Origin of the sequence: Xanthomonas sp. WHRI 1810A, assembly GCF_040202885.1 — a bacterium.
Classification (GTDB): domain Bacteria; phylum Pseudomonadota; class Gammaproteobacteria; order Pseudomonadales; family Pseudomonadaceae; genus Aquipseudomonas.
Map to the genome: position 1 here is coordinate 119560 of NZ_JBEGED010000009.1, position 22162 is coordinate 141721.

General features: G+C 59.8%; 22 protein-coding genes. 14 read left to right on the top strand and 8 right to left on the bottom strand.

Annotated elements, in window-relative coordinates:
• Position 1: 1 nt before the first annotated feature.
• A complete protein-coding gene (locus tag ABQX22_RS15110; RefSeq protein ID WP_349800666.1) occupies positions 2 to 1276 on the bottom strand; it encodes a glutamate-5-semialdehyde dehydrogenase in 1275 nt (424 codons plus the stop codon).
• Between the two features lie 365 nt (positions 1277 to 1641).
• Between ABQX22_RS15110 and ABQX22_RS15115 the strand changes: the two genes are divergently transcribed.
• Both ABQX22_RS15115 and ABQX22_RS15120 read left to right on the top strand, forming a co-directional pair.
• Complete coding sequence (locus ABQX22_RS15115) at positions 1642 to 2316, top strand: DNA-3-methyladenine glycosylase (protein WP_349800667.1); 675 nt, start codon at positions 1642 to 1644, stop codon at positions 2314 to 2316.
• Positions 2317 to 2328: 12 nt separating this feature from the next.
• The gene (locus ABQX22_RS15120; RefSeq protein ID WP_349800668.1) at positions 2329 to 3651 is read left to right on the top strand and encodes a bifunctional DedA family/phosphatase PAP2 family protein; all 1323 of its coding nucleotides are present in this window, start codon (positions 2329 to 2331) and stop codon (positions 3649 to 3651) included.
• Between the two features lie 143 nt (positions 3652 to 3794).
• Here the strand turns inward: ABQX22_RS15120 and ABQX22_RS15125 are convergent, their stop codons facing one another.
• The 3 genes from ABQX22_RS15125 to ABQX22_RS15135 are packed head-to-tail and all read right to left on the bottom strand — an operon-like array spanning position 3795 to position 5472.
• On the bottom strand, positions 3795 to 4385 hold the full coding sequence (locus ABQX22_RS15125) for an LON peptidase substrate-binding domain-containing protein (protein ID WP_349800669.1): 591 nt from the start codon (positions 4383 to 4385) through the stop codon (positions 3795 to 3797).
• An 11-nt stretch (positions 4386 to 4396) separates the two neighbouring features.
• Entirely contained in the window at positions 4397 to 5113 is a 717-nt protein-coding gene (locus ABQX22_RS15130; RefSeq protein ID WP_349800670.1) for an LrgB family protein, read from the bottom strand.
• Positions 5110 to 5472 carry a CidA/LrgA family protein gene (locus tag ABQX22_RS15135; RefSeq protein WP_349800671.1) on the bottom strand — a complete coding sequence of 121 codons (363 nt, stop codon included), beginning with the start codon at positions 5470 to 5472 and terminating at the stop codon, positions 5110 to 5112. Before ABQX22_RS15135 ends, ABQX22_RS15130 begins: the two co-directional genes overlap by 4 nt.
• A gap of 47 nt (positions 5473 to 5519) precedes the next feature.
• On the opposite strand from ABQX22_RS15135, the gene ABQX22_RS26955 reads away from it, so the two are divergent.
• The 3 genes from ABQX22_RS26955 (at position 5520) to ABQX22_RS15150 (ending at position 8415) form a co-directional block, all read left to right on the top strand.
• A complete protein-coding gene (locus ABQX22_RS26955) occupies positions 5520 to 5786 on the top strand; it encodes a hypothetical protein (protein ID WP_441005294.1) in 267 nt (88 codons plus the stop codon).
• 139 nt (positions 5787 to 5925) lie between these two features.
• Positions 5926 to 7653: a C13 family peptidase gene (locus ABQX22_RS15145; protein WP_349800672.1), complete on the top strand. Its 1728-nt coding sequence runs from the start codon at positions 5926 to 5928 to the stop codon at positions 7651 to 7653.
• A gap of 120 nt (positions 7654 to 7773) precedes the next feature.
• Positions 7774 to 8415 (top strand): NAD(P)H-binding protein, encoded by a 642-nt coding sequence (locus tag ABQX22_RS15150; protein ID WP_349800673.1) that lies wholly within the window; start codon positions 7774 to 7776, stop codon positions 8413 to 8415.
• Between the two features lie 154 nt (positions 8416 to 8569).
• Here the strand turns inward: ABQX22_RS15150 and ABQX22_RS15155 are convergent, their stop codons facing one another.
• From ABQX22_RS15155 to mpl, 3 genes are read right to left on the bottom strand one after another with little or no spacing between them, the layout of a single operon-like run.
• The gene (locus ABQX22_RS15155) at positions 8570 to 8860 is read right to left on the bottom strand and encodes a YceK/YidQ family lipoprotein (protein WP_349800776.1); all 291 of its coding nucleotides are present in this window, start codon (positions 8858 to 8860) and stop codon (positions 8570 to 8572) included.
• On the bottom strand, positions 8853 to 9482 hold the full coding sequence (gene ubiX, locus ABQX22_RS15160) for a flavin prenyltransferase UbiX (RefSeq protein WP_349800674.1): 630 nt from the start codon (positions 9480 to 9482) through the stop codon (positions 8853 to 8855). The genes ABQX22_RS15155 and ubiX overlap by 8 nt, the downstream gene beginning before the upstream one ends.
• Entirely contained in the window at positions 9479 to 10828 is a 1350-nt protein-coding gene (mpl, locus tag ABQX22_RS15165; RefSeq protein ID WP_349800675.1) for a UDP-N-acetylmuramate:L-alanyl-gamma-D-glutamyl-meso-diaminopimelate ligase, read from the bottom strand. The genes ubiX and mpl overlap by 4 nt, the downstream gene beginning before the upstream one ends.
• 184 nt (positions 10829 to 11012) lie before the next feature.
• On the opposite strand from mpl, the gene exaC reads away from it, so the two are divergent.
• From exaC to ABQX22_RS15210, 9 genes are all read left to right on the top strand, one after another.
• The gene (exaC, locus tag ABQX22_RS15170) at positions 11013 to 12533 is read left to right on the top strand and encodes an acetaldehyde dehydrogenase ExaC (protein WP_349800676.1); all 1521 of its coding nucleotides are present in this window, start codon (positions 11013 to 11015) and stop codon (positions 12531 to 12533) included.
• 373 nt (positions 12534 to 12906) lie between these two features.
• Positions 12907 to 14301 carry an ethanolamine ammonia-lyase subunit EutB gene (locus tag ABQX22_RS15175; RefSeq protein ID WP_349800677.1) on the top strand — a complete coding sequence of 465 codons (1395 nt, stop codon included), beginning with the start codon at positions 12907 to 12909 and terminating at the stop codon, positions 14299 to 14301.
• On the top strand, positions 14298 to 15146 hold the full coding sequence (gene eutC / locus ABQX22_RS15180) for an ethanolamine ammonia-lyase subunit EutC (RefSeq protein ID WP_349800678.1): 849 nt from the start codon (positions 14298 to 14300) through the stop codon (positions 15144 to 15146). Before ABQX22_RS15175 ends, eutC begins: the two co-directional genes overlap by 4 nt.
• A 328-nt stretch (positions 15147 to 15474) precedes the next feature.
• Positions 15475 to 16122 carry a DedA family protein gene (locus ABQX22_RS15185; RefSeq protein ID WP_349800679.1) on the top strand — a complete coding sequence of 216 codons (648 nt, stop codon included), beginning with the start codon at positions 15475 to 15477 and terminating at the stop codon, positions 16120 to 16122.
• 3 nt (positions 16123 to 16125) lie between these two features.
• Positions 16126 to 16944: a zinc-dependent peptidase gene (locus ABQX22_RS15190; RefSeq protein ID WP_349800680.1), complete on the top strand. Its 819-nt coding sequence runs from the start codon at positions 16126 to 16128 to the stop codon at positions 16942 to 16944.
• Between the two features lie 107 nt (positions 16945 to 17051).
• Positions 17052 to 17579: an inorganic diphosphatase gene (gene ppa / locus ABQX22_RS15195; RefSeq protein WP_282379152.1), complete on the top strand. Its 528-nt coding sequence runs from the start codon at positions 17052 to 17054 to the stop codon at positions 17577 to 17579.
• Positions 17580 to 18015: 436 nt separating this feature from the next.
• On the top strand, positions 18016 to 18708 hold the full coding sequence (locus ABQX22_RS15200; protein ID WP_349800681.1) for a S24 family peptidase: 693 nt from the start codon (positions 18016 to 18018) through the stop codon (positions 18706 to 18708).
• 414 nt (positions 18709 to 19122) lie between these two features.
• Complete coding sequence (locus ABQX22_RS15205; protein WP_349800682.1) at positions 19123 to 20379, top strand: tyrosine-type recombinase/integrase; 1257 nt, start codon at positions 19123 to 19125, stop codon at positions 20377 to 20379.
• Positions 20376 to 20981, top strand: a complete 606-nt coding sequence (locus tag ABQX22_RS15210; protein ID WP_236534501.1) for a hypothetical protein — start codon at positions 20376 to 20378, stop codon at positions 20979 to 20981. The genes ABQX22_RS15205 and ABQX22_RS15210 overlap by 4 nt, the downstream gene beginning before the upstream one ends.
• Here ABQX22_RS15210 and ABQX22_RS15215 read toward each other — a convergent pair.
• The gene (locus ABQX22_RS15215; protein WP_236534500.1) at positions 20960 to 22066 is read right to left on the bottom strand and encodes a YagK/YfjJ domain-containing protein; all 1107 of its coding nucleotides are present in this window, start codon (positions 22064 to 22066) and stop codon (positions 20960 to 20962) included. The genes ABQX22_RS15210 and ABQX22_RS15215 overlap by 22 nt on opposite strands.
• Positions 22067 to 22162 lie beyond the last annotated feature (96 nt).

A 22162-nucleotide genomic window follows, 5' to 3' on the forward strand; every position in this document is an offset into this window, starting at 1 on the left:
GTCAGGCAGGCTCCTGGCCGCGCAATTGGTGACCGTCGCCGATCACGATGTACTTCTCGCAGGTCAGGCCTTCGAGCCCCACCGGACCGCGGGCGTGGATCTTATCAGTAGAAATCCCGATCTCGGCACCCAATCCGTATTCAAATCCATCGGCAAAACTGGTGGGCGCGTTGACCATCACCGAACTTGAGTCGACTTCAGCCATGAAACGGCGGGTCTGACCCTGATGATCGGAGACGATGGCGTCGCTGTGGTGCGAACCATAGTGGTTAATGTGTTCGATGGCCTGATCAAGACTGTCGACGATGCGAATCGACAGGATCGGTGCCAGGTACTCGGTGTGCCAGTCGTCTTCAGTAGCGGGAATGGCGTCGATCAGGTCGCGGGTGCGGTCGCAACCGCGCAGCTCGACACCTTTCTCACGCAACTGCGCAGCCATTGGCGGCAGGAAGTCAGCGGCAACAGCCTGGTCGACCAGCAAGGTCTCCATGGCGCCGCAGATGCCGTAGCGATAGGTTTTGGCATTGAAGCAGATGCGCTGGGCAGCGGCCAGGTCGGCATGGGCGCTCACGTAGACGTGGCAAATGCCGTCCAGGTGCTTGATAACCGGCACCCTGGCGTCGCGGCTGACCCGCTCGATCAAGCCTTTGCCGCCACGCGGAACGATGACGTCCACGTACTCGGGCATGGTGATCAAGGCACCAACGGCGGCGCGGTCAGTGGTCTCGACCACTTGCACCACCGCTGCCGGCAAACCGGCCTCGGCCAGACCGCGCTGGATGCACGCAGCGATGGCACGGTTGGAATGGATGGCTTCGGAGCCGCCACGCAGAATGGTGGCATTGCCGGACTTGAGGCACAGGCTGGCGGCGTCGATGGTCACGTTCGGACGCGATTCGTAGATGATGCCTACGACGCCGAGCGGCACGCGCATCTTGCCAACCTGGATACCCGAGGGTTGAAAACTCATGTCGCGCAGGGTGCCGATGGGGTCTGGCAGCGTCATTACCTGACGCAACCCGACGATCATGCTGTCGATGCGTGCGGGGGTCAGGGCGAGGCGTTCAAGCAGGGCTGGCTCCAGGCCATTGGCGCGGCCGGCCGCCAGATCGCGTTCGTTGGCGGCGGTCAGTTCTTCGCGTGCCGCATCCAGCGCTGCCGCAGTGGCCTGCAGGGCCCGGTTTTTCTGCGCGGTGCTGGCACGGCCGATGACGCGAGATGCCTCGCGAGCGGCGCGACCCAAGCGGGTCATGTAGTCAAGAACGGACTCAGTCATGGTCTCAGAGGTCTTGGCAAAGAGGAAAGCGGCGGATTATAGCTGTCGGGCGTCCCCAGCGACAGCGGTCACGGGCGGATGGTCGATATAAGCTGTAAACGTTGGGTGAAACGTGTTTTTCACAGGCCGACCTGGCGCTGTAGGAGCGCGCTTGCCCGCGATGGCATTGGATCTGGCGCCTACGATGTTGCAGATGAGGGCGTTTCGCGGGCAAGCGCGCTCCTACAGGCGAAGCAATTCACGTGGTGTCCGGCCATAAAGCTTCGCGAACAAGTTCGCGCCTACAGGGGCGGTTCGCCGTTCAGCCTCAATTAAGGCTGATGTTGCTATCATCGCGCTCACATCCCACGGCCAGCCTGCCCTTCATGCTCGACGAACTTCCTACAGCTCTTCCTGACAGCTTCTTCCACCGCGACGCGCAAACCCTCGCCAAAGACCTGCTGGGCAAAGTCATACGGCACAAGGTCGGTGAGTTCTGGCTGTCCGCGCGGATCATTGAAACCGAAGCGTATTACTTCGATGAGAAAGGCAGCCACGCCTCGCTGGGCTACACCGAAAAACGCAAGGCGCTGTTTCTCGACGGCGGCCACATCTATATGTACTACGCACGGGGTGGTGACTCGCTGAACTTCAGCGCCGAAGGCCCGGGCAACGCGGTGCTGATCAAATCGGCCTATCCCTGGGTCGATGGCCTTTCCAACGAAAACAGCCTCGCCCAGATGCTGCTGAACAATCCCAAACCCGACGGCACGTTGCGCACCCCGGAACGCCTGTGCGCTGGCCAGACCCTGCTGTGCAAAGCGCTGGGCCTGAAAGTGCCGATGTGGGACGCCAAACGTTTCGACCACGAGATTTTGTTTGTCGAAGACGTGGGACAAACCCCGCCGCGCATCATCCAAACCACACGACTGGGCATCCCTACAGGCCGCGACGATCACCTGATGTATCGCTTCGTCGACGCGGTCTACGCACGCTTCTGCACACGAAACCCGCTCAGGCGCGGCCAGGTCGAAGGCCGTGACTACATTCTCATCGAGTAAGGAAACTGATCCATGGGCTCATGGCTCGACAGCATCACCACTTGGCTGACCGCCAACCCATCCTGGCTGAGCGTGGCGATTTTTCTGGTGGCGTTCATCGAATGCCTGGCCATCGCCGGCATTGTCGTCCCCGGCACCGTGGTGCTGTTCGCGATTGCGGCGTTGGCCGGCAGCGGCATCCTGCCCCTGGGCGAGGCCCTGTTGCTGGGGTTTCTCGGCGGATTGCTCGGCGATGCGGTGTCGTATTTTCTTGGCCGACGATTTCATCAGAACATTCGCCGCCTGCCGTTCCTGCGCCACCACCCGGAATGGATCGGCAGCGCTGAAACGTACTTTCATCGGTACGGCATCGCAAGCCTGCTGGTAGGACGATTCATCGGTCCCCTACGGCCGATGCTGCCCATGGTGGCCGGCATGTTCGACATGCCCGTCGTACGTTTCGCGGGCGTCAGTATCATTGCGGCGGCCGGCTGGTCAGTCGCTTACATCATGCCGGGCTGGGCGGCGGGGGCGGCCATGCGCTTGCCACTGCCGGACGGCTTTTGGCCGGAAGCTGCCGCCGTCGCCGCAGGCCTGGCGCTGCTGCTTGGGGTCGCAATCCAGAGCAGCGTTCGCGGCAAACGCTACGCCACCAAACTGATTGCGCTGACCAGCTTCGTCCTGTTGATCGCGGTGTTTGAGGGCTGGCCTTATCTGGCCCACCTGGACCAGGGCCTCATGGCCCTGGTCCAGGCGCACCGTTACGACATTGCCCAGAATTACGTGATTCTGGTCACCGGCCTGGGCGATTTCAGGACGCAGTTCTATGCCGCCGCCCTGTTGCTGATCGTGCTGCTGGTCACGCGCCAATGGCGCCACGCGATCTTTGTGGTGGGCGCGACGCTGGGCGCGGCGCTGGTCAACCAGAGCATGAAGTACACGTTCGCCCGGGCACGGCCGGAAGTATTGCTTGAGCCGCTGACTACTTTCAGCATGCCCAGCGGACACTCTTCGGCGTCCTTCGCTTTTTTCATGACGATGGCGGTGCTGGCGGGGCGTGCCCATTCGGTGCGACTGCGTTTGACGTGGTTGCTGTTGGGCGGGATCCCGGCGACGCTGATTGCCATGTCCCGGGTGTACCTGGGCGTGCATTGGCCGACCGATGTCCTGGCGGGCATGCTGCTGGCCTTTTTCACCTGCTCCGTCAGCCTCGCGTTCGTGCAGAACAAGAAGCCCTTGCCGGCGCTGCCGCTGAAAGTATGGTGGTTGCTACTGCCGCTGTTGGTGGCGTTGTTCGGCGCACTGACGCTGCACACCTTTGCCGATGGCGTGATTCGGTATCAGTACGAGCAGTGACACCCGGGAGATTTACGCCGAAATACGTGCTTCTGTAGGAGCTGACTAGCCCGTGCGAGGCTGCGATGCGGTACACCTGATACACCGCAATCGCAGCCTCGCACGGGCTCGTCAGCTCCTACACGGGCCAGCGCCGTCGAGGATTAAACCTGCATATCCCCCTGCATTTCATCGAGCAGTTCCTGAATCGCGTCGAGGCGCTCTTCAGCGTCGTCGATTTCCAGCAATTCGATCTTGGCTTCTTCAGTAAACGGCAGCAGGTACGCCAGTTGATTGGAGAGTGACTGCTGTCCATTGGCAGTCAGGCCCATGTTCAGGGCGGCGACCATCGGGTGCTCGGCCAGTGCAGCGAGCAGTGCAACCAGATCGTCGTCTTCTTCCTGAAGCGGGTTGTCCACCGGCTCTTCGAGCCATTGCACCTGGGCCGTCAGCAGCTGGTCTTTCTGGATCTCGGTGCTGAGCACGCGAAAACGCCGGCCACCGACGACGCGGATGCCCAGCAAACCGTTGTCCTGCTGCTGGAAATCGGTCACCAGCGCCTCGCAGCCGATGGGCGAGACGCTGTCAGGAACGTCACCCACCTCGCTGCCTTCGGTGATGCAGACCACGCCGAAGCCTTGGCCCTGTTTCATGCAGCGGCCGATCATGTCCAGGTAACGCGCCTCGAATATCTGCAGATCGAGCACACATCCCGGAAACAGCACAGCATTCAGAGCAAACAGCGGCAGCGACATAGACACCTTCCTCAAGCGACCAGAGACACCGCCAGCGGCAAGAACAACGCCGTGGCGACCCCCATCAAACTCATTGCCAGCGCCGCAAAGGCGCCGCATTCCTCACCTTCCTGCAGGGCAGCGGACGTGCCCACCGCGTGGGCCGTCAAACCCAGTGCCATGCCGCGAGCCGCAGGGTTTTCCACGCCGGCAAGGCTCAACAGACCGGGGCCGAAAATACCCCCAATCACACCAGTAATCAAAACGAACACGGCGGCCAGCGCGGCCACGCCGCCGATCTGCTCCGCCACCAGCATGGCAATCGGCGACGTTACCGACTTGGGCGCCATGGTCATCAGGATCATGTGATTGGCGCCCAACGCCCAGCCCAATGCCACGCACAGACCGGTTGCCAGCACCCCGCCAATTACCAGCGTAGTCAAGACCGGCCAGAACAACTGCCGAATCCGGCGCAGGTTCAAATAAAGCGGCACCGCCAGCGCCACCGTGGCCGGGCCCAGCAGGACGCTGAGGATTTCGGTGCTCTTGCGATACTCCGCGTAGTCCACGCCGCAGAACACCAGCACGCAAATGACCACCAGCATCGACACCAGCACCGGCTGCAGAAAGACCCATCGGGTTTTCTCGTAGCCGGCGAGCACCACCTGGTAGGCACCGAGGGTGATGGCGATGCCGAACAGCGGATGATGAATGACGGACAGCCACGCGCCTTGCCAGTCCGGACTCATGACGGGTCTCCGCGACGCGCCTGGCGATCGATGAGTTTCTGCATCAGCCACCCGGCGAAGGTCAGGGAGACCAGCACCGAGATCATCAGCGAGCCGACAATCGCCCAGAAATCCTCGGCGATCTGGTTGGCGTAGACCATCACGCCTACCGCTGGCGGGACCAGCAGCAGCGGCAGATAACGCAACAGACTGCTGGCGGCCAGGCTGACGGGTTCGCTGACTTCGCCACGGGTCATGAGGTAGATCAACAACAACACCAGGCCGATGATCGGGCCCGGCAGCATCGACAGGATCAGGTGATTGAGCGCGGTTCCGACCAATTGGAACAGCACCAGCCAGGTCAGGCCTCTGAGCAACATAAACAACTCCAGCTAATACGCGGCGCGATTATACGCACGCCCTTTCGGTGGCTATTAAGGGATATTCGTCCGATGGCGGGTTCTGGACCCGCCGTGAATGTGTGCTGCTCTTTAAGCTCAGGGCCGTACAAACCCCGTTCGGTTCCATTGAGCCGTTCAACGTTGACTCGCGCGTTCGTCTAAAAGTCGCGCTGACCGAGGCCACCGAGAGGAAACCCGGCCAATGGCTGCTCAAAGCCACGGCCACACTGGGGATAGAGGACGAGGAAAAACCTGCCTTTATTGCCGAACCCCTGTCGCTGTGCTTCGTGTAACGCCCCTGAATCACGAAACAGTCGTATCAGAGTGTTTCTGAGCGTTCCCGGCTGCGGCATACTCGCTGCGGCCGTGGGCCTGCGACGCTGCTCAACTGCGCGCGGATCACGCCGAAACGTCCAATTTTCGGGATTTACCATGCGCGCCCTTGCTCCACTCGCCCTGATTTTATTGCTGACTGCCTGCGGTGACGGTGAATCCCTGTCGCCCCCGGATGCTCGCCTGCCCGACGGCGGTCGCTATCGCGGCGAGGTGGTGAACGGCCTTTTGCAAGGCCCGGGCCGGATCGACTACCCCAACGGCAGCTGGTACGCCGGCGACTTCAAGAACGGTCAATGGAGCGGCCAGGGCGAGTGGCATGCCAGCAATGGCGACGTCTATAAAGGCGGGTTCCAGAACGGCCTGTTCGATGGGCAAGGCACCCTGACAAGCCCTGGCGGCGGCAGCTACGTCGGCGGCTACAAACTGGGGCGCCGCGAAGGCGAAGGCACCCTCAAAGAGCGCGGCATGACGTATCGCGGCGCGTTTAAAGCCGATCAGTACGAAGGCCTCGGGCGCCTCGAACTGGCCGATGGCAGCGAGTATCAAGGACAGTTTGCCAAGGGCAAACCCAGCGGCGAAGGCCAGCGCAGCGATGCCAGCGGCAACCAGTTCAGCGGTAAATTCGTCAACGGCCAGCTCGAAGGGATTGGCAATTTCACCAGCGCCGACGGCGACCAGTACGTGGGCGGCTTCCGCGACAACCAGCTGAACGGGCGCGGCCGCTACGAAAACAGTGACGGCGACGTGTGGGTCGGCGAGTTCAAGGACGGCGCGTTCACCGGCAAGGGCGAGCTGATCGGCTCCGACGGCAGCCACTATCAGGGCATGTTCCGCAACTGGCGCTACGCCGGCGACGGTCGCCTGACCATGGCCGACGGCAGTCTGTTTATCGGCCAGTTCGCTAATGATAACTACGAAGGCCGTGGCGTTCTGATCTTGGCCGATGGCAGCGTGCAAAGCGGCGTCTGGGCCAACGGCCAGCGGGTGCGCGATGCCAAGGGCAAACTGTTGCCCGACCCACTGGAGACCGGCCTGCTCGCTCAAGGCCCCCTGCTTGAAAAAGCCCTCGCATCAGTACCGGCCTCCACCCCCGCCACCGAGCTTTACAGCCTCGTAGTGGGCGGCGACGGCAAGCAAAGCGTATTTATGCGCGAAGCCGATTTCGTCGGCAATCTGCTTTCCATCCGCTTTGGCGCTTACGGGCAGATCAGCCTGGTCAACCACCGCGACCACATGGCAGACCGTCCACTGGCGACGCGGGAAACCATCAGCCGCGCGATCCAGACCCTGGCCCAACGCAGCGGCCCGGAGGACCTGATCTTCATTTATCTGACCAGTCACGGAACGCACGATCACGAACTGGTGCTCGATCAGCCGCGCCTGGAGCTGTCCGATCTGCCGCCCGACGAGCTGGCCACCGCCCTGCTGCCCTTGAAGAACCGCGACAAGGTGGTGGTGATTTCAGCCTGTTACTCCGGAGGGTTCATCCCGGCGATCAAGGATGAAAAAACCATGGTCATCACGGCATCCCGCGAAGATCGAGTGTCTTTCGGCTGTTCCGAGGAAGCGGATTTCACCTACTTCGGCGAGGCACTATTCGCCAAGGCGTTAGTCGAAACCGATGACTTGCAGCAGGCCTTCAACGAGGCCCGCCAGTGGGTTGCCCAGCGTGAGATCGCCGAAGGCTTCGAAGCCTCGGAGCCACAGATGTGGGCGCCCAAGGGCGTCGTTGCGCACTGGCAGCAGCTTCGTAAAAGCCAGGCGGAACGGGCGCTGAACACCGTTTCGGTGCGCAAGGAAGCCAGAGCCGCCACTGCGCATTAACGGCGCACAAACTGCGGCAGGCGATCTGTTCATATCGACGGGCGAGTCATGTTTCATGATGACGCCCGCTGGCAATGTGGCCGGATCGCCTAAGCTGTGACGTATCAAGGGAGAATGACCATGTACTTGACGCCGCAACACATCCTGCTGGCCGGGGCGACCGGACTGACGGGCGAGCATTTGCTGGATCGCCTGCTCAACGAACCCACCGTCAGCCGCGTGCTGGCCCCAAGCCGTCGGCCGCTGGCCGAACACCCCCATCTCGAAAACCCCGTTGGCGAATTCAATGCCCTGCTGCCCGCACTCGGCGGTCAGGTCGATATCGCCTACTGCTGCCTGGGCACCACGATCAAACAGGCCGGTTCGCAGGACGCCTTTGTCGCCGTGGACAAGGACATGGTGGTGGCCTTCGGCGCGCGCGCCCGTGAACTCGGCGCCCGTCATCTGCTGGTGATCAGCGCAGTCAATGCCGACCCCGAATCCAGCATCTTCTACAGCCGCATCAAAGGTGAAATGGAAGAAGCGCTCAAAGCGCAGGACTGGCCGCAATTGACCATCGCCCGGCCGTCGCTGCTGATCGGCGAGCGTCAGGATCAGCGCCTGGTGGAGCAGCTGGCCGCGCCGCTGTCCAAACTGATTCCGGGGAAATACGGCGGCATCGAAGCCCTGACCCTGGCCCGCGCGCTATGGCGGTTGGCGCTTGAGGAGCAGGATGGCGTGCGGGTGATTGAGTCGGATGAGTTGAGGCGGTTGGGCAAATAACGATCCGCGGGCCTCACACGAACTTTCTAACGCCTAGAAACCATTGTGGGAGCGGACCTGTCCGCGAATGCGTCAGTACAGCCGATAGATCTTTATCGACTGTACTGCTCTCTTCGCGGACAGGTCCGCTCCCACATTGTCGTTACGAACGAACCTACAACCCACCCGTCGCCTGAAAGCCCACGCCAATCGCGGTCAGCAATGACAACGGCAGCAACAGCGTGTCCAGCAGCGCACTGCCCGGCAGGTCCAGCCCCGGGTATTTCGGGGCTTCGGTGCCGAAGCGGTCCTTGGCACAGCAACCCCCTTCCATCGCGTACAAATCCAGTCGTGTACCCGCGTACACCACCGGCGCGCCGGGCTGATTGGCGTCCAGGGTACTGACGGTCGCGCAGCCACTGGTCAACAGCAGCCCCAGCGCGGTGAACACCAGCCGCTTATTCATCCGCGCCAAAATGATGCTCCCCCCAGCGCGGCAGCATGTCCTGCGGGATGTTAAGCAGATTCAGGATCCGCGCCACGACGAAATCGATCAGGTCGTCGATGGTCTGTGGCTGGTTATAAAACCCGGGCGACGCCGGCAGGATCACGGCACCCATGTTCGACAGCTTGAGCATGTTCTCCAGGTGAATACTGGAAAACGGCGCCTCACGAGGGACGAGGATCAACTGGCGACGCTCCTTGAGCGTGACGTCCGCCGCGCGCTCGATCAGGTTATTGCACGCGCCCATGGCAATGGCCGACAGGGTCCCGGTCGAACAGGGCACCACCACCATCGCGCTTGGCGCACCGGAGCCGGACGCCACGGGGGACATCCAGTCTTCCTTGCCATACACCCGAATCTGCCCGGCTTCGGCGCCGGTGTACTCGGTGAGAAACGCCTGCATCATCGCAGGCTTAGGCGGCAGCGACACGTCGGTTTCCGTGGCCAGGACCAACTGCGCCGCCTTGGAAATCAGGAAATGCACTTCACGGTCTTCGCGCACCAGACAATCGAGCAGACGCAGCCCGTATTGCGCGCCAGACGCGCCAGTCATTGCCACGGTGATGCGTTCCGGGCCGCTCATGTCAGCGCCTCGGCCAGCTTGCCATGCAGGCCGCCGAAGCCGCCGTTGCTCATGATCACCACATGGGTGCCGGGCTGGGCCAGGGTTTTCACGCGCTCGATGATGGCGTCCAGCGAATCGCAGACCAGGGACGGCACAGAGCACAGTGCAGCGGTGGCCGCCAGGTCCCAGCCCAGGTTGGCCGGGGCGTACCAGATGACCTGATCGGCCTGGGTAACGCTTTCCGGCAGACCGTCACGGTGCGCGCCGAGCTTCATGGAATTGGAGCGCGGCTCAATGATGGCAATGATCGGCGCGTCACCGACCTTTTTGCGCAGGCCGTCCAGCGTGGTGGCGATGGCGGTCGGGTGGTGGGCGAAGTCGTCGTAGATCGTGATGCCGCGCACGTCGGCGACCTTCTCCATGCGGCGCTTCACGCTTTTGAAGGCGCTCAAGGCTTCGACGCCCTGCTTGGGCACGACGCCCACATGCCGGGCGGCCGCCAGGGTTGCCAGGGCGTTGGCGACGTTGTGCTGTCCGGTCATGTCCCAATCAACCGTGCCTTGGGCCACGCCGTCGAAGATCACCTCGAACTTCGAGCCGTCTTCGCTCAGCAATTTCGCCTGCCACTGGCCGTCTTGCCCGGTGGTCTGCACCGGCGTCCAGCAACCCATCTCGATCACACGCTGCAATGCAGGCTCGGTGGTCGGGTGAATAACCAGCCCTTCACTCGGGATGGTGCGCACCAAGTGGTGGAACTGACGCTCGATGGCGGGCAGATCGGGGAAGATGTCGGCGTGATCGAACTCAAGATTGTTGAGGATCGCCGTGCGCGGCCGGTAGTGAACGAACTTGGAGCGCTTGTCGAAAAAGGCGCTGTCGTATTCATCGGCCTCGACCACAAAGAACGGCGTATCGCCCAGGCGCGCCGAGACCGCGAAGTTCTGTGGTACGCCCCCGATCAAAAAGCCCGGCGCCATGCCGGCGTGTTCCAGGACCCAAGCCAGCATGCTGCTGGTGGTGGTCTTGCCGTGGGTGCCGGCGACGGCCAGTACCCAGCGGCCCTGCAGCACGTGATCGGCCAGCCATTGCGGGCCGGAGACATACGGCAAGCCTTTGTTCAGGACGTACTCGACGGCCGGGTTGCCCCGCGACAAGGCGTTGCCGATGACCACCACGTCCGGCGCCGGATCAAGCTGCGCGGGGTCGTAACCCTGGGTCAGCTCGATGCCCTGTGCCAGCAACTGCGTGCTCATCGGGGGGTAGACGTTGGCATCGGAGCCCGTGACCTTATGGCCCAATTCCTTGGCGAGGACCGCCAACGAGCCCATGAACGTGCCGCAAATACCGAGAATATGAATGTGCATGACCGACCTCTTAAACCATGGGCGCAGGTTAGCGTAGGGAGGTTCAAATGGCACCTTCTAGTTGGCGCCCGTGCGGGTGCGACGCAAAGCCGCTCCCTTTGCTCTACGCTTGAAAAAGCGCAAGATCGTCGAGCGACTGTTCACGTCAGCTCTCCCCCACAACAAAAACCCGGAGATATTCACCATGCTTTACGCCCACCCCGGCACTGAAGGCGCCCTCGTCACCTTCAAAACCCAATACGGCAACTACATCGGTGGAGAATTCGTCCCGCCGGTCAAAGGCCAGTATTTCGAGAACACCTCCCCTATCACCGGCAAGCTGATCGCTGAGTTTCCTCGCTCGACTGCCGAAGACATCGACAAAGCCCTCGACGCCGCGCACGCTGCAGCCGATGCTTGGGGTAAAACCTCCGTGCAGGAGCGCTCCCTGACCCTGCTGAAAATCGCCGACCGCATCGAGCAGAACCTCGAACTGCTGGCGATCACTGAAACCTGGGACAACGGCAAGGCCGTACGCGAAACCCTCAACGCCGACATCCCGCTGGCAGTCGATCACTTTCGTTATTTCGCAGGCGTCCTGCGCGCCCAGGAAGGCAGCGCCGCCGAGATCGACGGCAACACCGTGGCGTATCACATCCACGAGCCGCTGGGCGTGGTCGGCCAGATCATCCCGTGGAACTTCCCGATCCTGATGGCCGCCTGGAAGCTCGCGCCAGCGCTGGCGGCTGGCAACTGCATCGTGCTCAAACCCGCCGAGCAAACGCCACTGGGCATTACGGTGCTGATGGAATTGATCGGCGATCTGTTGCCCAAAGGCGTGCTGAACGTGGTGCAAGGTTATGGCCGCGAAGCCGGTGAAGCCCTGGCCAGCAGCAAGCGCATCGCCAAAATTGCCTTCACCGGGTCGACCCCGGTCGGCTCGCACATCATGAAGCTCGCTGCCGACAGCATTATTCCATCCACGGTTGAGCTGGGCGGCAAATCGCCGAACATCTTTTTCGAAGACATCATGAGCGCCGAGCCCGAGTTCATCGACAAGGCCGCCGAAGGCGTGGTGCTGGCGTTCTTCAACCAGGGCGAAGTCTGCACCTGCCCTTCGCGCTGCCTGGTTCAGGAATCGATCTACCCGCAGTTCATGGAGGTGGTGATGCAGAAGGTGCTGAAGATCAAACGCGGCGACCCGCTGGACACCGACACCATGGTCGGCGCGCAGGCCTCGCAGCAGCAGTTCGACAAGATCCTGTCCTACCTCGATATCGCACAGGGCGAAGGCGCCGAGCTGTTGACCGGTGGGAAAGTGGAGAAGATGCAGGGCGATTTGTCCACCGGCTACTACATCCAGCCGACGCTGCTTAAAGGCAACAACAAGATGCGGGTGTTCCAGGAGGAGATCTTCGGGCCGGTGGTCAGCGTCACCACGTTCCGGGATGAAGCCGAAGCCGTGGCCATCGCCAACGACACCGAATTCGGCCTGGGCGCCGGCATCTGGACCCGGGACATCAACCGCGCCTACCGCGTGGGACGCGCGATCAAGGCCGGTCGCGTCTGGACCAACTGCTATCACCTGTACCCCGCCCATGCGGCGTTCGGTGGGTACAAGAAATCCGGCGTCGGCCGCGAAACCCACAAGGTCGCGCTTGAGCATTACCAACAGACCAAGAACCTGCTGGTGAGCTACGACATCAATCCGTTGGGCTTTTTTTAAGCCAGCGGCTTGAGTGATGGACCGCCAACGGCCTCTTCGGAGGCCGTTGGTGTTTTTGGAATTCACGCTTTCCTGTAGGAGCTGACGAGCTCCGCGAGGCTGCGATGCGGTGTGTCATTTAACCGAGTTTTGTCTGATGCACCGCGATCGCAGCCTCGCGCTGCTCGTCAGCTCCTACAAGGTCCTCGGTGCGCCATGTTGGAACGTTAGGCACCCAACATGGAACAAAGAACGCGCTTGAACCCCAACAATTGGCGCTCCCCGCCACGATGGAGTATTAATTGCTTGCATGGCTTCCCACAGTCCACGGCCATGGTCAGCGCCGGGGACACCACGCCCGGATCACCCGTATCCGGCGGCACGGAGAAACGGTATGGCAAGCTTTTCCCACTCTGTCGGCGTCCAGACGTATTGCTTCGACAGCCTCAAGGACGTCATGGCCAAGGCCAGCCCGGCGCGTTCCGGGGATTTTCTGGCGGGCGTGGCGGCCACCAATGACGCCGAACGCGTCGCCGCGCAGATGGCGCTGGCCGACATCCCGCTCAAGCACTTCCTTGAAGAAGCCCTGATTCCGTACGAAAGCGATGAGGTCACCCGGCTCATCGTCGATACCCATGACACCCTCGCCTTCGCCCCGGTCAGCCACCTGACCGTGGGTGGTTTTCGCGACTGGCTGCTCAGCGATCACGCCAACGAAACCACCCTGCAAGCCCTGGCCCCCGGCCTGACGCCGGAGATGGCCGCGGCGGTGTCCAAGATCATGCGCGTGCAGGACCTGATCCTGGTGGCGCAGAAAATCCGCGTCGTGACCCGGTTCCGCAACACCGTCGGCCTGCGCGGTCGCTTGTCGACCCGGCTGCAACCCAATCACCCCACCGATGAGCCGTCCGGCATCGCGGCCAGCATTCTCGACGGCCTGCTGTATGGCAACGGCGATGCCATGATCGGCATCAACCCGGCCACCGACAGCACCTCGTCCATCGTCGCGCTGCTGGAAATGCTCAACGCGATCATCCAGCGCTACGACATCCCGACCCAGGCCTGCGTGCTGACCCACGTCACCACCTCCATCGAGGTCATCAATCGTGGGGTGCCAGTGGATCTTGTGTTTCAGTCAATCACCGGCACCGAAGCGGCCAACAGCAGCTTCGGGATCAATCTGAACCTGCTGCAGGAAGGCTACGACGCAGGCTTGAGCCAGAACCGCGGGACGCTGGGGCAAAACCTGATGTATTTCGAGACTGGCCAGGGCAGCGCCCTGTCGGCCAACGCCCACCACGGCATCGATCAACAGACCTGCGAGGCCCGAGCCTACGCGGTGGCGCGCCATTTCAATCCGTTTCTGGTGAACACGGTGGTGGGCTTCATCGGTCCCGAGTACTTGTACAACGGCAAACAGATCATCCGCGCCGGCCTGGAAGATCACTTCTGCGGCAAGCTGCTGGGTGTGCCCATGGGCTGCGACATTTGCTACACCAACCACGCCGAAGCCGATCAGGACGACATGGACACGCTGCTGACGTTGCTGGGCGTGGCCGGGATTAACTTCATCATGGGCATCCCCGGTTCCGACGACATCATGCTCAATTACCAGACCACCTCGTTCCACGATGCGCTGTACGCGCGGCAAACCCTGGGCCTGCGTGCATCCCCGGAGTACGAAGCGTGGCTGGAGAAAATGGGCATCTTCACTCAGGCCGACGGGCATGTGCGGTTCGGCGATGCGCTGCCACCGGCGTTCCGTCAGGCGTTGGCGCACCTGGCATGAGTACCGGACCCGTGGATAAAACGACCGATCTGACGCCAACCTCAGAAAACCCCTGGCTGGACCTGCGGCGCCTGACGCCGGCGCGCATCGCCCTGGGGCGCACCGGCACCAGCATTCCGACCTCGGCCCAGCTGGATTTTCAGGCCGCCCACGCCCAGGCCCGCGATGCCGTGCATCTGCCGTTCGAACACGCCGCCATCATCGAATCGCTGACCGCCAAAGGCCGGGAAACACTGCTCCTGCACAGCGCCGCCGTGGACCGCGACGCGTACCTGCAACGGCCGGATCTGGGGCGCAAGCTCGATGATGCATCTGTTCAGACACTGACCGAGTACGCCCAGGCCCATCCCGGCGGGGTCGATCTGGCGGTGGTGGTGGCCGATGGTTTGTCTTCACTGGCGGTGCATCGCCACACGTTGCCGTTTCTTGAGCGCATGGAAGAGCAAGCCCGTGCGGAAGGCTGGACGCTGTCACCGGTGGTATTGGTGGAACAGGGCCGGGTTGCCGTGGCCGACGACATTGCCCAGCGCCTGGGTGCGAAGATGGTGGTCATCCTCATCGGCGAGCGCCCGGGCCTCAGCTCCCCCGACAGCCTGGGTCTGTACTTCACTTACGCACCGAAGGTCGGCCTGACCGATGCCAGCCGCAATTGCATTTCCAATGTACGGCTTGAGGGCTTGAGCTACGGGATGGCGGCGCACCGGTTGCTGTACCTGATGCGTGAGGCGTGTCGTCGGCAGTTGTCAGGCGTGAGCCTCAAGGACGAAGCCGAACTGCAAACCATTGAGTCGGACGAGCCGCTCAAGACCGCGGAAAACTTCCTGCTCGCAGGCCCGAAAGACTGATCACAGGTGGGTTTGCCTTTCCTCAAACCGTTCAGGCAATTGAATGATTTTGCCGGTCAGCAAGGGCGCTGGAAGAGTAACCGTAGGAGCGCGCTTGCCCGCGATAACTTTGCCTTCTACAAAATAGTTGTCACAGGCATAAACCTTTCGCAGGCAAGCGCGCTCCTACAACGGTGCGCGGCTAAGGCAACCGACTGCGACCAAATGTTTCAATGTCGACACCCGGCCAGCGCCACCGCGTTGCTTGCCCCTATAATGCCGCCCACATCGCTTGCCCCTCCGACCCGCACGTGACCCTCGTCGGGGTCTCACCACCCAGGTGCCGTACATGGATTTCAACCCGCTCGACCTTATTCTTCACCTCGATGTTTATCTGGATTTACTGGTTACCAACTACGGCACCTGGGTTTACGCCATTCTTTTCCTGGTGATCTTCTGCGAAACGGGCCTGGTGGTGATGCCGTTTCTGCCGGGCGATTCGCTGCTGTTTATCGCCGGCGCAGTCGCGGCAGGCGGGGGCATGGACCCGGTGCTGCTGGCAGGCTTGCTGATGGCCGCGGCCATTCTGGGTGACAGCACCAACTACATCATCGGGCGCACGGTCGGCGACAAGCTGTTCAGCAACCCGAACTCGAAAATCTTCCGCCGCGATTACCTGACCCGCACCCACGAATTCTACGATCGCCATGGCGGCAAAACCGTCACCCTCGCCCGCTTCCTGCCCATCATCCGTACCTTCGCGCCGTTCGTGGCGGGCGTCGGCAAGATGCATTACCCGCGTTTCCTCGGCTTCAGCGCCCTGGGCTCGGTGTTGTGGGTCGGCAGTCTGGTGGCGCTGGGTTACTACTTCGGCAACATTCCGTTCATCAAGAAAAACCTCACCCTGCTGGTACTGGCGATCATCCTGATTTCGCTGGCGCCGATGATTGTCGGTCTGGTGCGCGGCCGCACGGGCCGGTCCGCCGACGCTCGCTGAGCCATGTGGTCGCTCGGCGGCTGGCTCAAACGACGCACCCTGGCGCGTCACCCGCTCCCCGCCGAGCTCTGGGACCGGGTTCGCCAGCGACTGCCGATCCTCGACGGCTTGAGCGCTGAAGAGCACCGCCGGCTGCTGGACAACTGCGTTCTGTTCCTGCAAAGCAAAACCCTGACCGCACTGGAGGGCGTCGCGCTGGACGACGAGTCGCGCCTCTATCTGGCCGCGCAGGCGCAACTGCCGCTACTGGCGCTGGACGACTTGAATTGGTATCAGGGTTTTCACGAAATCATCCTGTACCCCGACGACTTCATCAGCCCGCAACGGCATCGCGATGCCAGCGGTATCGAACACGAGTGGGACGGCGAGCACAGCGGCGAGGCGTGGGCGCAGGGGCCGGTGATTCTGGCGTGGGCCGGCGTGCTGTCCAGTGGCGGCTGTGACGCTTATAACCTGGTGATCCACGAGCTGGCGCACAAGCTGGACATGCTCAACGGCGACGCCAACGGCATGCCGCCGCTCCACAAAGGGATGAACGTCGCGGACTGGACTGACGCGATGCAACGCGCCTACGACGACCTCAACCGCCAACTGGACGCCGATCCCGACGCAGATACCGCCATCGACCCGTATGCCGCTGAAGACCCGGCCGAGTTCTTCGCGGTCACCAGCGAATATTTCTTCAGCGCCCCGGACTTGCTGGCTCAGGCCTACCCCGCTGTCTATGAACAACTGAAAGCCTTCTATCGCCAGGACACCCTCGCCCGGCTGATGGCACTTCAACGCGAAAACCCGGTCTATCAGGCTCATACCCACCTCTAGAAGCCGCCGTGCCACATGGCAACCCTTCTGGAATATGCCTATAATCCGGCCCACTTTTTGGCGTTCATCGCCAGATTCTGACTGGTCAACAAAGGGGGCACTGCCCAATGAGCTATAGCAAGATTCCGGCTGGCAAAGACCTGCCGAATGACATCTACGTCGCCATCGAAATCCCGGCTAACCACGCCCCGATCAAATACGAAATCGACAAAGACAGCGACTGCCTGTTTGTTGACCGCTTCATGGCCACCCCCATGTTCTACCCGGCCAACTACGGTTTCATCCCCAACACCCTGGCTGACGACGGCGACCCGCTCGATGTGTTGGTCGTGACCCCTTACCCGGTCACCCCAGGCTCAGTCATCCGCGCTCGCCCGGTCGGCATCCTGCACATGACCGACGACGGCGGCGGCGACGCCAAAGTCATCGCAGTCCCGCACGACAAGCTGTCCCAGCTGTACGTCGATGTGAAGGAATACACCGATCTGCCGCCGTTGCTGCTGGAGCAGATCAAGCACTTCTTCGAGAACTACAAAGATCTCGAGAAAGGCAAATGGGTCAAAATCGAAGGTTGGGGCGATGCAGAAGCCGCCCGCACCGAGATCATGAAATCGGTTGCCGCCTACAAAGGCTGATCCCGATTTGCTATCTGCAGCTCACCCAGCCTCGGGTGTGCTGCAGGTCGCAGCTTAATAAGCGCGGCAGCACAGAAAATATCTGTGTAAATGTTTAAACATCCCTTCCTGCAAACAAAATGTTTATCTAGCGCAACTTCCAGGCATTTCCTGCCACTTCAAAAGCCGCTACAACTTCGTACCACACTGAAAACTACCTTTTATATCAATGGCGTAGCATTCGCGAGCCGTATGACGCAGTACATCCGGGCCTTTCAGCGTTGTTGACTCAATAAGATACAACTACAGAACCGTCCTACAACTTCAATCTAAAACTGATATTCAAACGCTTATTCAGAACATTGAAGCGGCACGCATTTGAACACTTCGTTTATTTAAACAAACGTGATCCCGCCGTAAACTTCGCCGCATGAATACATCAGGTGATCGATTACGCATGCTATTGCGGGAGTGCCATCTCTCCGCCACGGACTTCGCCGTCAACCGCAAGGTCACGCCTCAGCACGTGAACAACTGGTTCAAACGCGGCGTTCCCCTGGCCCGCATGGAAGAAGTGGCCGAACTGCTCAGCGTCAACGTTCGCTGGCTGCGAACCGGCGAAGGCCCCAAACACCCCGAAGAAGCCCGCGCCAGAATCCAGCACGCCGAGCGACCACGCGGCGAGCGCAGCAGCGCGCGGGATCAACTTGACCTCCCGGTCTACAACGAGCAGCACAACCAAAACGCTCGTCGAACCGCCGTGCGGGAAATGCCCAACCACAAGATTCGCCTGTCCCGCCGCGTGCTCGACGCCATGGACGTCGAATTGCACAACGCCATCTGCATCGCCATGGTCGGCAGCAGCATGGCCGACAAGATTCAGGACGGCTCCCTGCTCGGCGTCGACCGAGGCAAAACCCACATCATCGACGGCGAAATCTACGCCCTCGAACACGACGGCATGCTGCGCGTGAAATACCTCTACCGCCTCCCGGGCGGCGGCTTGCGACTGCGCAGCCACAACGCCGCCGAATACCCCGACGAACTCTTCACCGCCGAGCAAATCCAGGACCAACACCTCCAGGTGCTGGGCTGGATATTCTGGTGGTCCACCCTCAACAACCGTCGACATCCGGCGACCGTGCTGTGACCCGGAATGGCATAGGGCTTACGGGAAAAATCCACGCTGGGAATTCCAGGTCGACATCAGTATCCTGTGCGCCTTCGTTTCATCACCCCACCGCTACCCGCGACGGGATGACAAACCAGGCACCGGCCCCGCGCCCGCCTCGGTTAACTCACACGCGCTCTCCTGCAGCGCACTTTTGCAGGCAGGTGCGGCTAGCCAAAAACTAACCAAACTTGCCCACGAGAAGCCGGCCACAAGCCGGCTTTTTAATTGTCCGAAATAATCCTACCTTGTCTTTTAGATCTCCTGATAGCTTAGCTACGCGGGGGGTTTCCGCTATTCCTTTGTCCGATGCTGCTCGATCAGATTCGACTTCATCCGACAATTACGTGGGGGGACAGGTGGGGGGACAGCGGGCGTCTACAGGAGAAGAACATGGGTAAGCTTAATCCGAAACAGGTCGAAAACCTGACCGAACCTGGCACCTACGAAGACGGCGACGGATTGCGCCTTGTTGTGAAAGCAACAGGACGAAAATCGTGGCTACTGCGTTTCCAACTGGCAGGTCGTCGACGGGAAATGGGGCTCGGCGCATTCCCCGAAGTCAGCCTCAAGAAAGCCAGGCTCGATGCCAGTGCTAAACGCACCCAACTAAGCGATGGCATCGATCCGCTCGCAGCTCGCGACATTGAGCGCGCAACGCAACGCGAAGCACAGCGCGCCAGCGAAGCAAAAAAACTCACATTTGAGATGCTTGCGACTGAGTATCGCGATGCTCACGGTGCCGCATGGTCTGATAAATGGCGCAAGGGCTGGCTTCGTAAGCTGGAGCTGTATGCGTTTGGTCATATCGGCAAACTCGCAACTGAACACATCGACACAGCTCAAATTCTCAAGGTGCTGCAACCCATCTGGGGAATCAAGACCCGAACCGCTGATGAAGTCCGTGGGCAGATCGAGCAAGTCTTAGATGCCGCTAAATCTCGGGGACTGAGAACGGGCGAAAACCCTGCTCGATGGCGTGGACATCTTGAAAATCTCTTGAGCCGGGCCGAGAAGAAGAAAGCACGCAAGCGTGAGCATTTTGAGGCGCTTCATTGGCGGGACGTCCCATTACTCATGACGAAGCTCAGAGGAATTGACACCGCACCATCTAAGGCTGCTCAACTGCTTATCCTGACCAGTGCGCGCGCACACATGGTTAGATTTGCCCGATGGGATGAACTTGATCTAGATGCAGCAATATGGTGTCTGCCAGCCGAGCGGATGAAAATGAGGGTCGCTTTCACCATTCCGTTAGCGAAGGGAGTTTTAGACCTGGTTCGTAGCATTCCGAGAGTGACAGGCAGCCCGTATCTGTTCCCAGGACAAGGTAAGACAGGGGTTACGCATGCAAATGCGATACGCACGCTTTTGCACGGTATGGAGTACGAACACGTCACCCGACACGGATTCAGATCATCCTTTCGGGATTGGGCAGGCGAGTGTACGCATTACGCACGTGAAGTTTGTGAAATGGCCCTCGCACATGATGAGCGAGACCAGACTGAGGGGGCATATTCCCGTTCGGATTATTTGGACAAGCGCCGCTTGTTAATGAGTGAGTGGGCAGGGTTCGTAATTCAGACGAGAAAGGAGGCGGTTAGACCCCCCCTACTTGAATACACAAAATCTGATGAGACACAAAAATGAGCAATCAGTTAACTATCGAGATAACCGAGATAGAAGAAACAATAGCCGGTATGATTGCAGTTCATTTCGGAGACTTTCCAAATACAATCGTGCACGACCTACAGGACAAGGTTAACAAGTGCGTGATCGTTGATTTCGGCACTCCTACAGGTTTGTTCACAGATGAAGTCAAACGACTCCCTATACGCCAGCAGAGCTGCCTTACTGCCTTGACATATTGGTATCTTGCAGTAAAGCAGCGAGACGCGGAAAACTTAGCTGATGCGTGGAAATTTTTGTGCAAAAGTAGCTATTTCATTGGCCTAACGGACGGTAGAGAGGAGCCTAGAGTGGTAGCAGCAGCCAGAGGTCGCTCAGAGAAAAGCCAATGGAAGAAACTTCAGGTTGCTAATCTCATCTCCGGAAGCAGACCTGTAGACGGCTGGAAAACCGAACGAGATGCAGCAAACTCTATTCTAGAGGAAGTAATCAGCCTTAACAAAAAGCTTGAAATGAAATTAACAAAATCGCGACTAGGCAATCTGATTACAGACTGGATGAAAGAAGACGGCTCTGTCGTGAGAGACGCCTTCCTAGGCACCTACGTTAAGGACTCAGACTGAACGCGACACTTTGGTGAATTTCGACGCGGGCGCCCGCCTGAGACCTTCTTAGGTTTGGGCTTTCCGCTTTTACCGAAACATCGCCCCCCCTCCGAGATCACCATTCGCACAAATAAATCGACCTTAGTAAGATATGCCGCTGCAGTGGTTAAGCCATTCCTCAAGTCCAATTCATCGTGACCGATCATTCCAATACCTAGAATGCCACGCGCCTTATACTCAGCCTTGTTGGCATTACAATTATAGTAAATTCCTTTCCCATCAGTGATACAGTTAGACCAATGATCCCCTACAGCCTTAGCGATGACTATATCTTGATGACTCTTAGCACCATCAAAAAACAGCAAAAAATGATAATGATAGGTTTTATCCAGCCCATACTCAAGCTTCCAAGCATAGCCCACGATAGCAGGGGACATCTTCAGCCTAAAATATTTTAGCAAGTCCTCTCTATGCTTTTTAGCCTCCTCGTAACCAACGCTAAGCAATCCCGCAGGAGCGCAATATTTATTTCTATACCCCAGATCCAGACGAACGACCAACAGCCTTGAGTACCGAACATAAAGAGCGTCGATAAGATCTCGCAGCCCTTTATAAGCCTTGTTAGCCGAACGCTTGAAACCATTCAATTTCATTTGAACGGATTCGCCCTTTACTTCAGCGATTAGATTCTCAACAAACTCATGCAGGATGGCGTTGTCATCTTTGGATAAATCAACATAGCAGCGCGTACTGAGCTGTTCAACAACTCCCTTTTCTACTTTAAAAAAAGCATTCACCACCGGATTAAACTGATGATGTGGGAATACGCTCTTCACAAGGCCTGGATCTATTCCAGTCACGCTCAGCACTGCCGCTTCCAACGCAGCACACCGTGCGCTTTTCTTCACCGTTGAGAGGCGCGGCAGGAATAACGGCTTTCCATACCTCACCACAGACTCAATCACATTAACGATACGTCTTAGATCAGCGCTATGCTCCCCGTGATCAGTGACGATGTGCACCGGTACACCATCGTTTTCAGCATAAATGAAAGCCTCATATTCAAGCATCTGCTCAAGGCTCAGATCCACATCAAACTCCATAACTATCACCCACTCTAACAGACTTAAGAGCACCTGCCATTCAACCATCTCTTAGGCATAAGCAATCATATTTAAGCCTTACAAACACTTCCTTAA

Coding starts and splice junctions, on each gene's coding strand:
- ABQX22_RS15110 (WP_349800666.1), bottom strand. CDS start 1,276: ATGACTGAGTCCGTTCTTGACTACATGACCCGCTTGGGTCGCGCCGCT.
- ABQX22_RS15115 (WP_349800667.1), top strand. CDS start 1,642: ATGCTCGACGAACTTCCTACAGCTCTTCCTGACAGCTTCTTCCACCGC.
- ABQX22_RS15120 (WP_349800668.1), top strand. CDS start 2,329: ATGGGCTCATGGCTCGACAGCATCACCACTTGGCTGACCGCCAACCCA.
- ABQX22_RS15125 (WP_349800669.1), bottom strand. CDS start 4,385: ATGTCGCTGCCGCTGTTTGCTCTGAATGCTGTGCTGTTTCCGGGATGT.
- ABQX22_RS15130 (WP_349800670.1), bottom strand. CDS start 5,113: ATGAGTCCGGACTGGCAAGGCGCGTGGCTGTCCGTCATTCATCATCCG.
- ABQX22_RS15135 (WP_349800671.1), bottom strand. CDS start 5,472: ATGTTGCTCAGAGGCCTGACCTGGCTGGTGCTGTTCCAATTGGTCGGA.
- ABQX22_RS15145 (WP_349800672.1), top strand. CDS start 5,926: ATGCGCGCCCTTGCTCCACTCGCCCTGATTTTATTGCTGACTGCCTGC.
- ABQX22_RS15150 (WP_349800673.1), top strand. CDS start 7,774: ATGTACTTGACGCCGCAACACATCCTGCTGGCCGGGGCGACCGGACTG.
- ABQX22_RS15155 (WP_349800776.1), bottom strand. CDS start 8,860: ATGAATAAGCGGCTGGTGTTCACCGCGCTGGGGCTGCTGTTGACCAGT.
- ubiX (WP_349800674.1), bottom strand. CDS start 9,482: ATGAGCGGCCCGGAACGCATCACCGTGGCAATGACTGGCGCGTCTGGC.
- mpl (WP_349800675.1), bottom strand. CDS start 10,828: ATGCACATTCATATTCTCGGTATTTGCGGCACGTTCATGGGCTCGTTG.
- exaC (WP_349800676.1), top strand. CDS start 11,013: ATGCTTTACGCCCACCCCGGCACTGAAGGCGCCCTCGTCACCTTCAAA.
- ABQX22_RS15175 (WP_349800677.1), top strand. CDS start 12,907: ATGGCAAGCTTTTCCCACTCTGTCGGCGTCCAGACGTATTGCTTCGAC.
- eutC (WP_349800678.1), top strand. CDS start 14,298: ATGAGTACCGGACCCGTGGATAAAACGACCGATCTGACGCCAACCTCA.
- ABQX22_RS15185 (WP_349800679.1), top strand. CDS start 15,475: ATGGATTTCAACCCGCTCGACCTTATTCTTCACCTCGATGTTTATCTG.
- ABQX22_RS15190 (WP_349800680.1), top strand. CDS start 16,126: ATGTGGTCGCTCGGCGGCTGGCTCAAACGACGCACCCTGGCGCGTCAC.
- ppa (WP_282379152.1), top strand. CDS start 17,052: ATGAGCTATAGCAAGATTCCGGCTGGCAAAGACCTGCCGAATGACATC.
- ABQX22_RS15200 (WP_349800681.1), top strand. CDS start 18,016: ATGCTATTGCGGGAGTGCCATCTCTCCGCCACGGACTTCGCCGTCAAC.
- ABQX22_RS15205 (WP_349800682.1), top strand. CDS start 19,123: ATGGGTAAGCTTAATCCGAAACAGGTCGAAAACCTGACCGAACCTGGC.
- ABQX22_RS15210 (WP_236534501.1), top strand. CDS start 20,376: ATGAGCAATCAGTTAACTATCGAGATAACCGAGATAGAAGAAACAATA.
- ABQX22_RS15215 (WP_236534500.1), bottom strand. CDS start 22,066: ATGGAGTTTGATGTGGATCTGAGCCTTGAGCAGATGCTTGAATATGAG.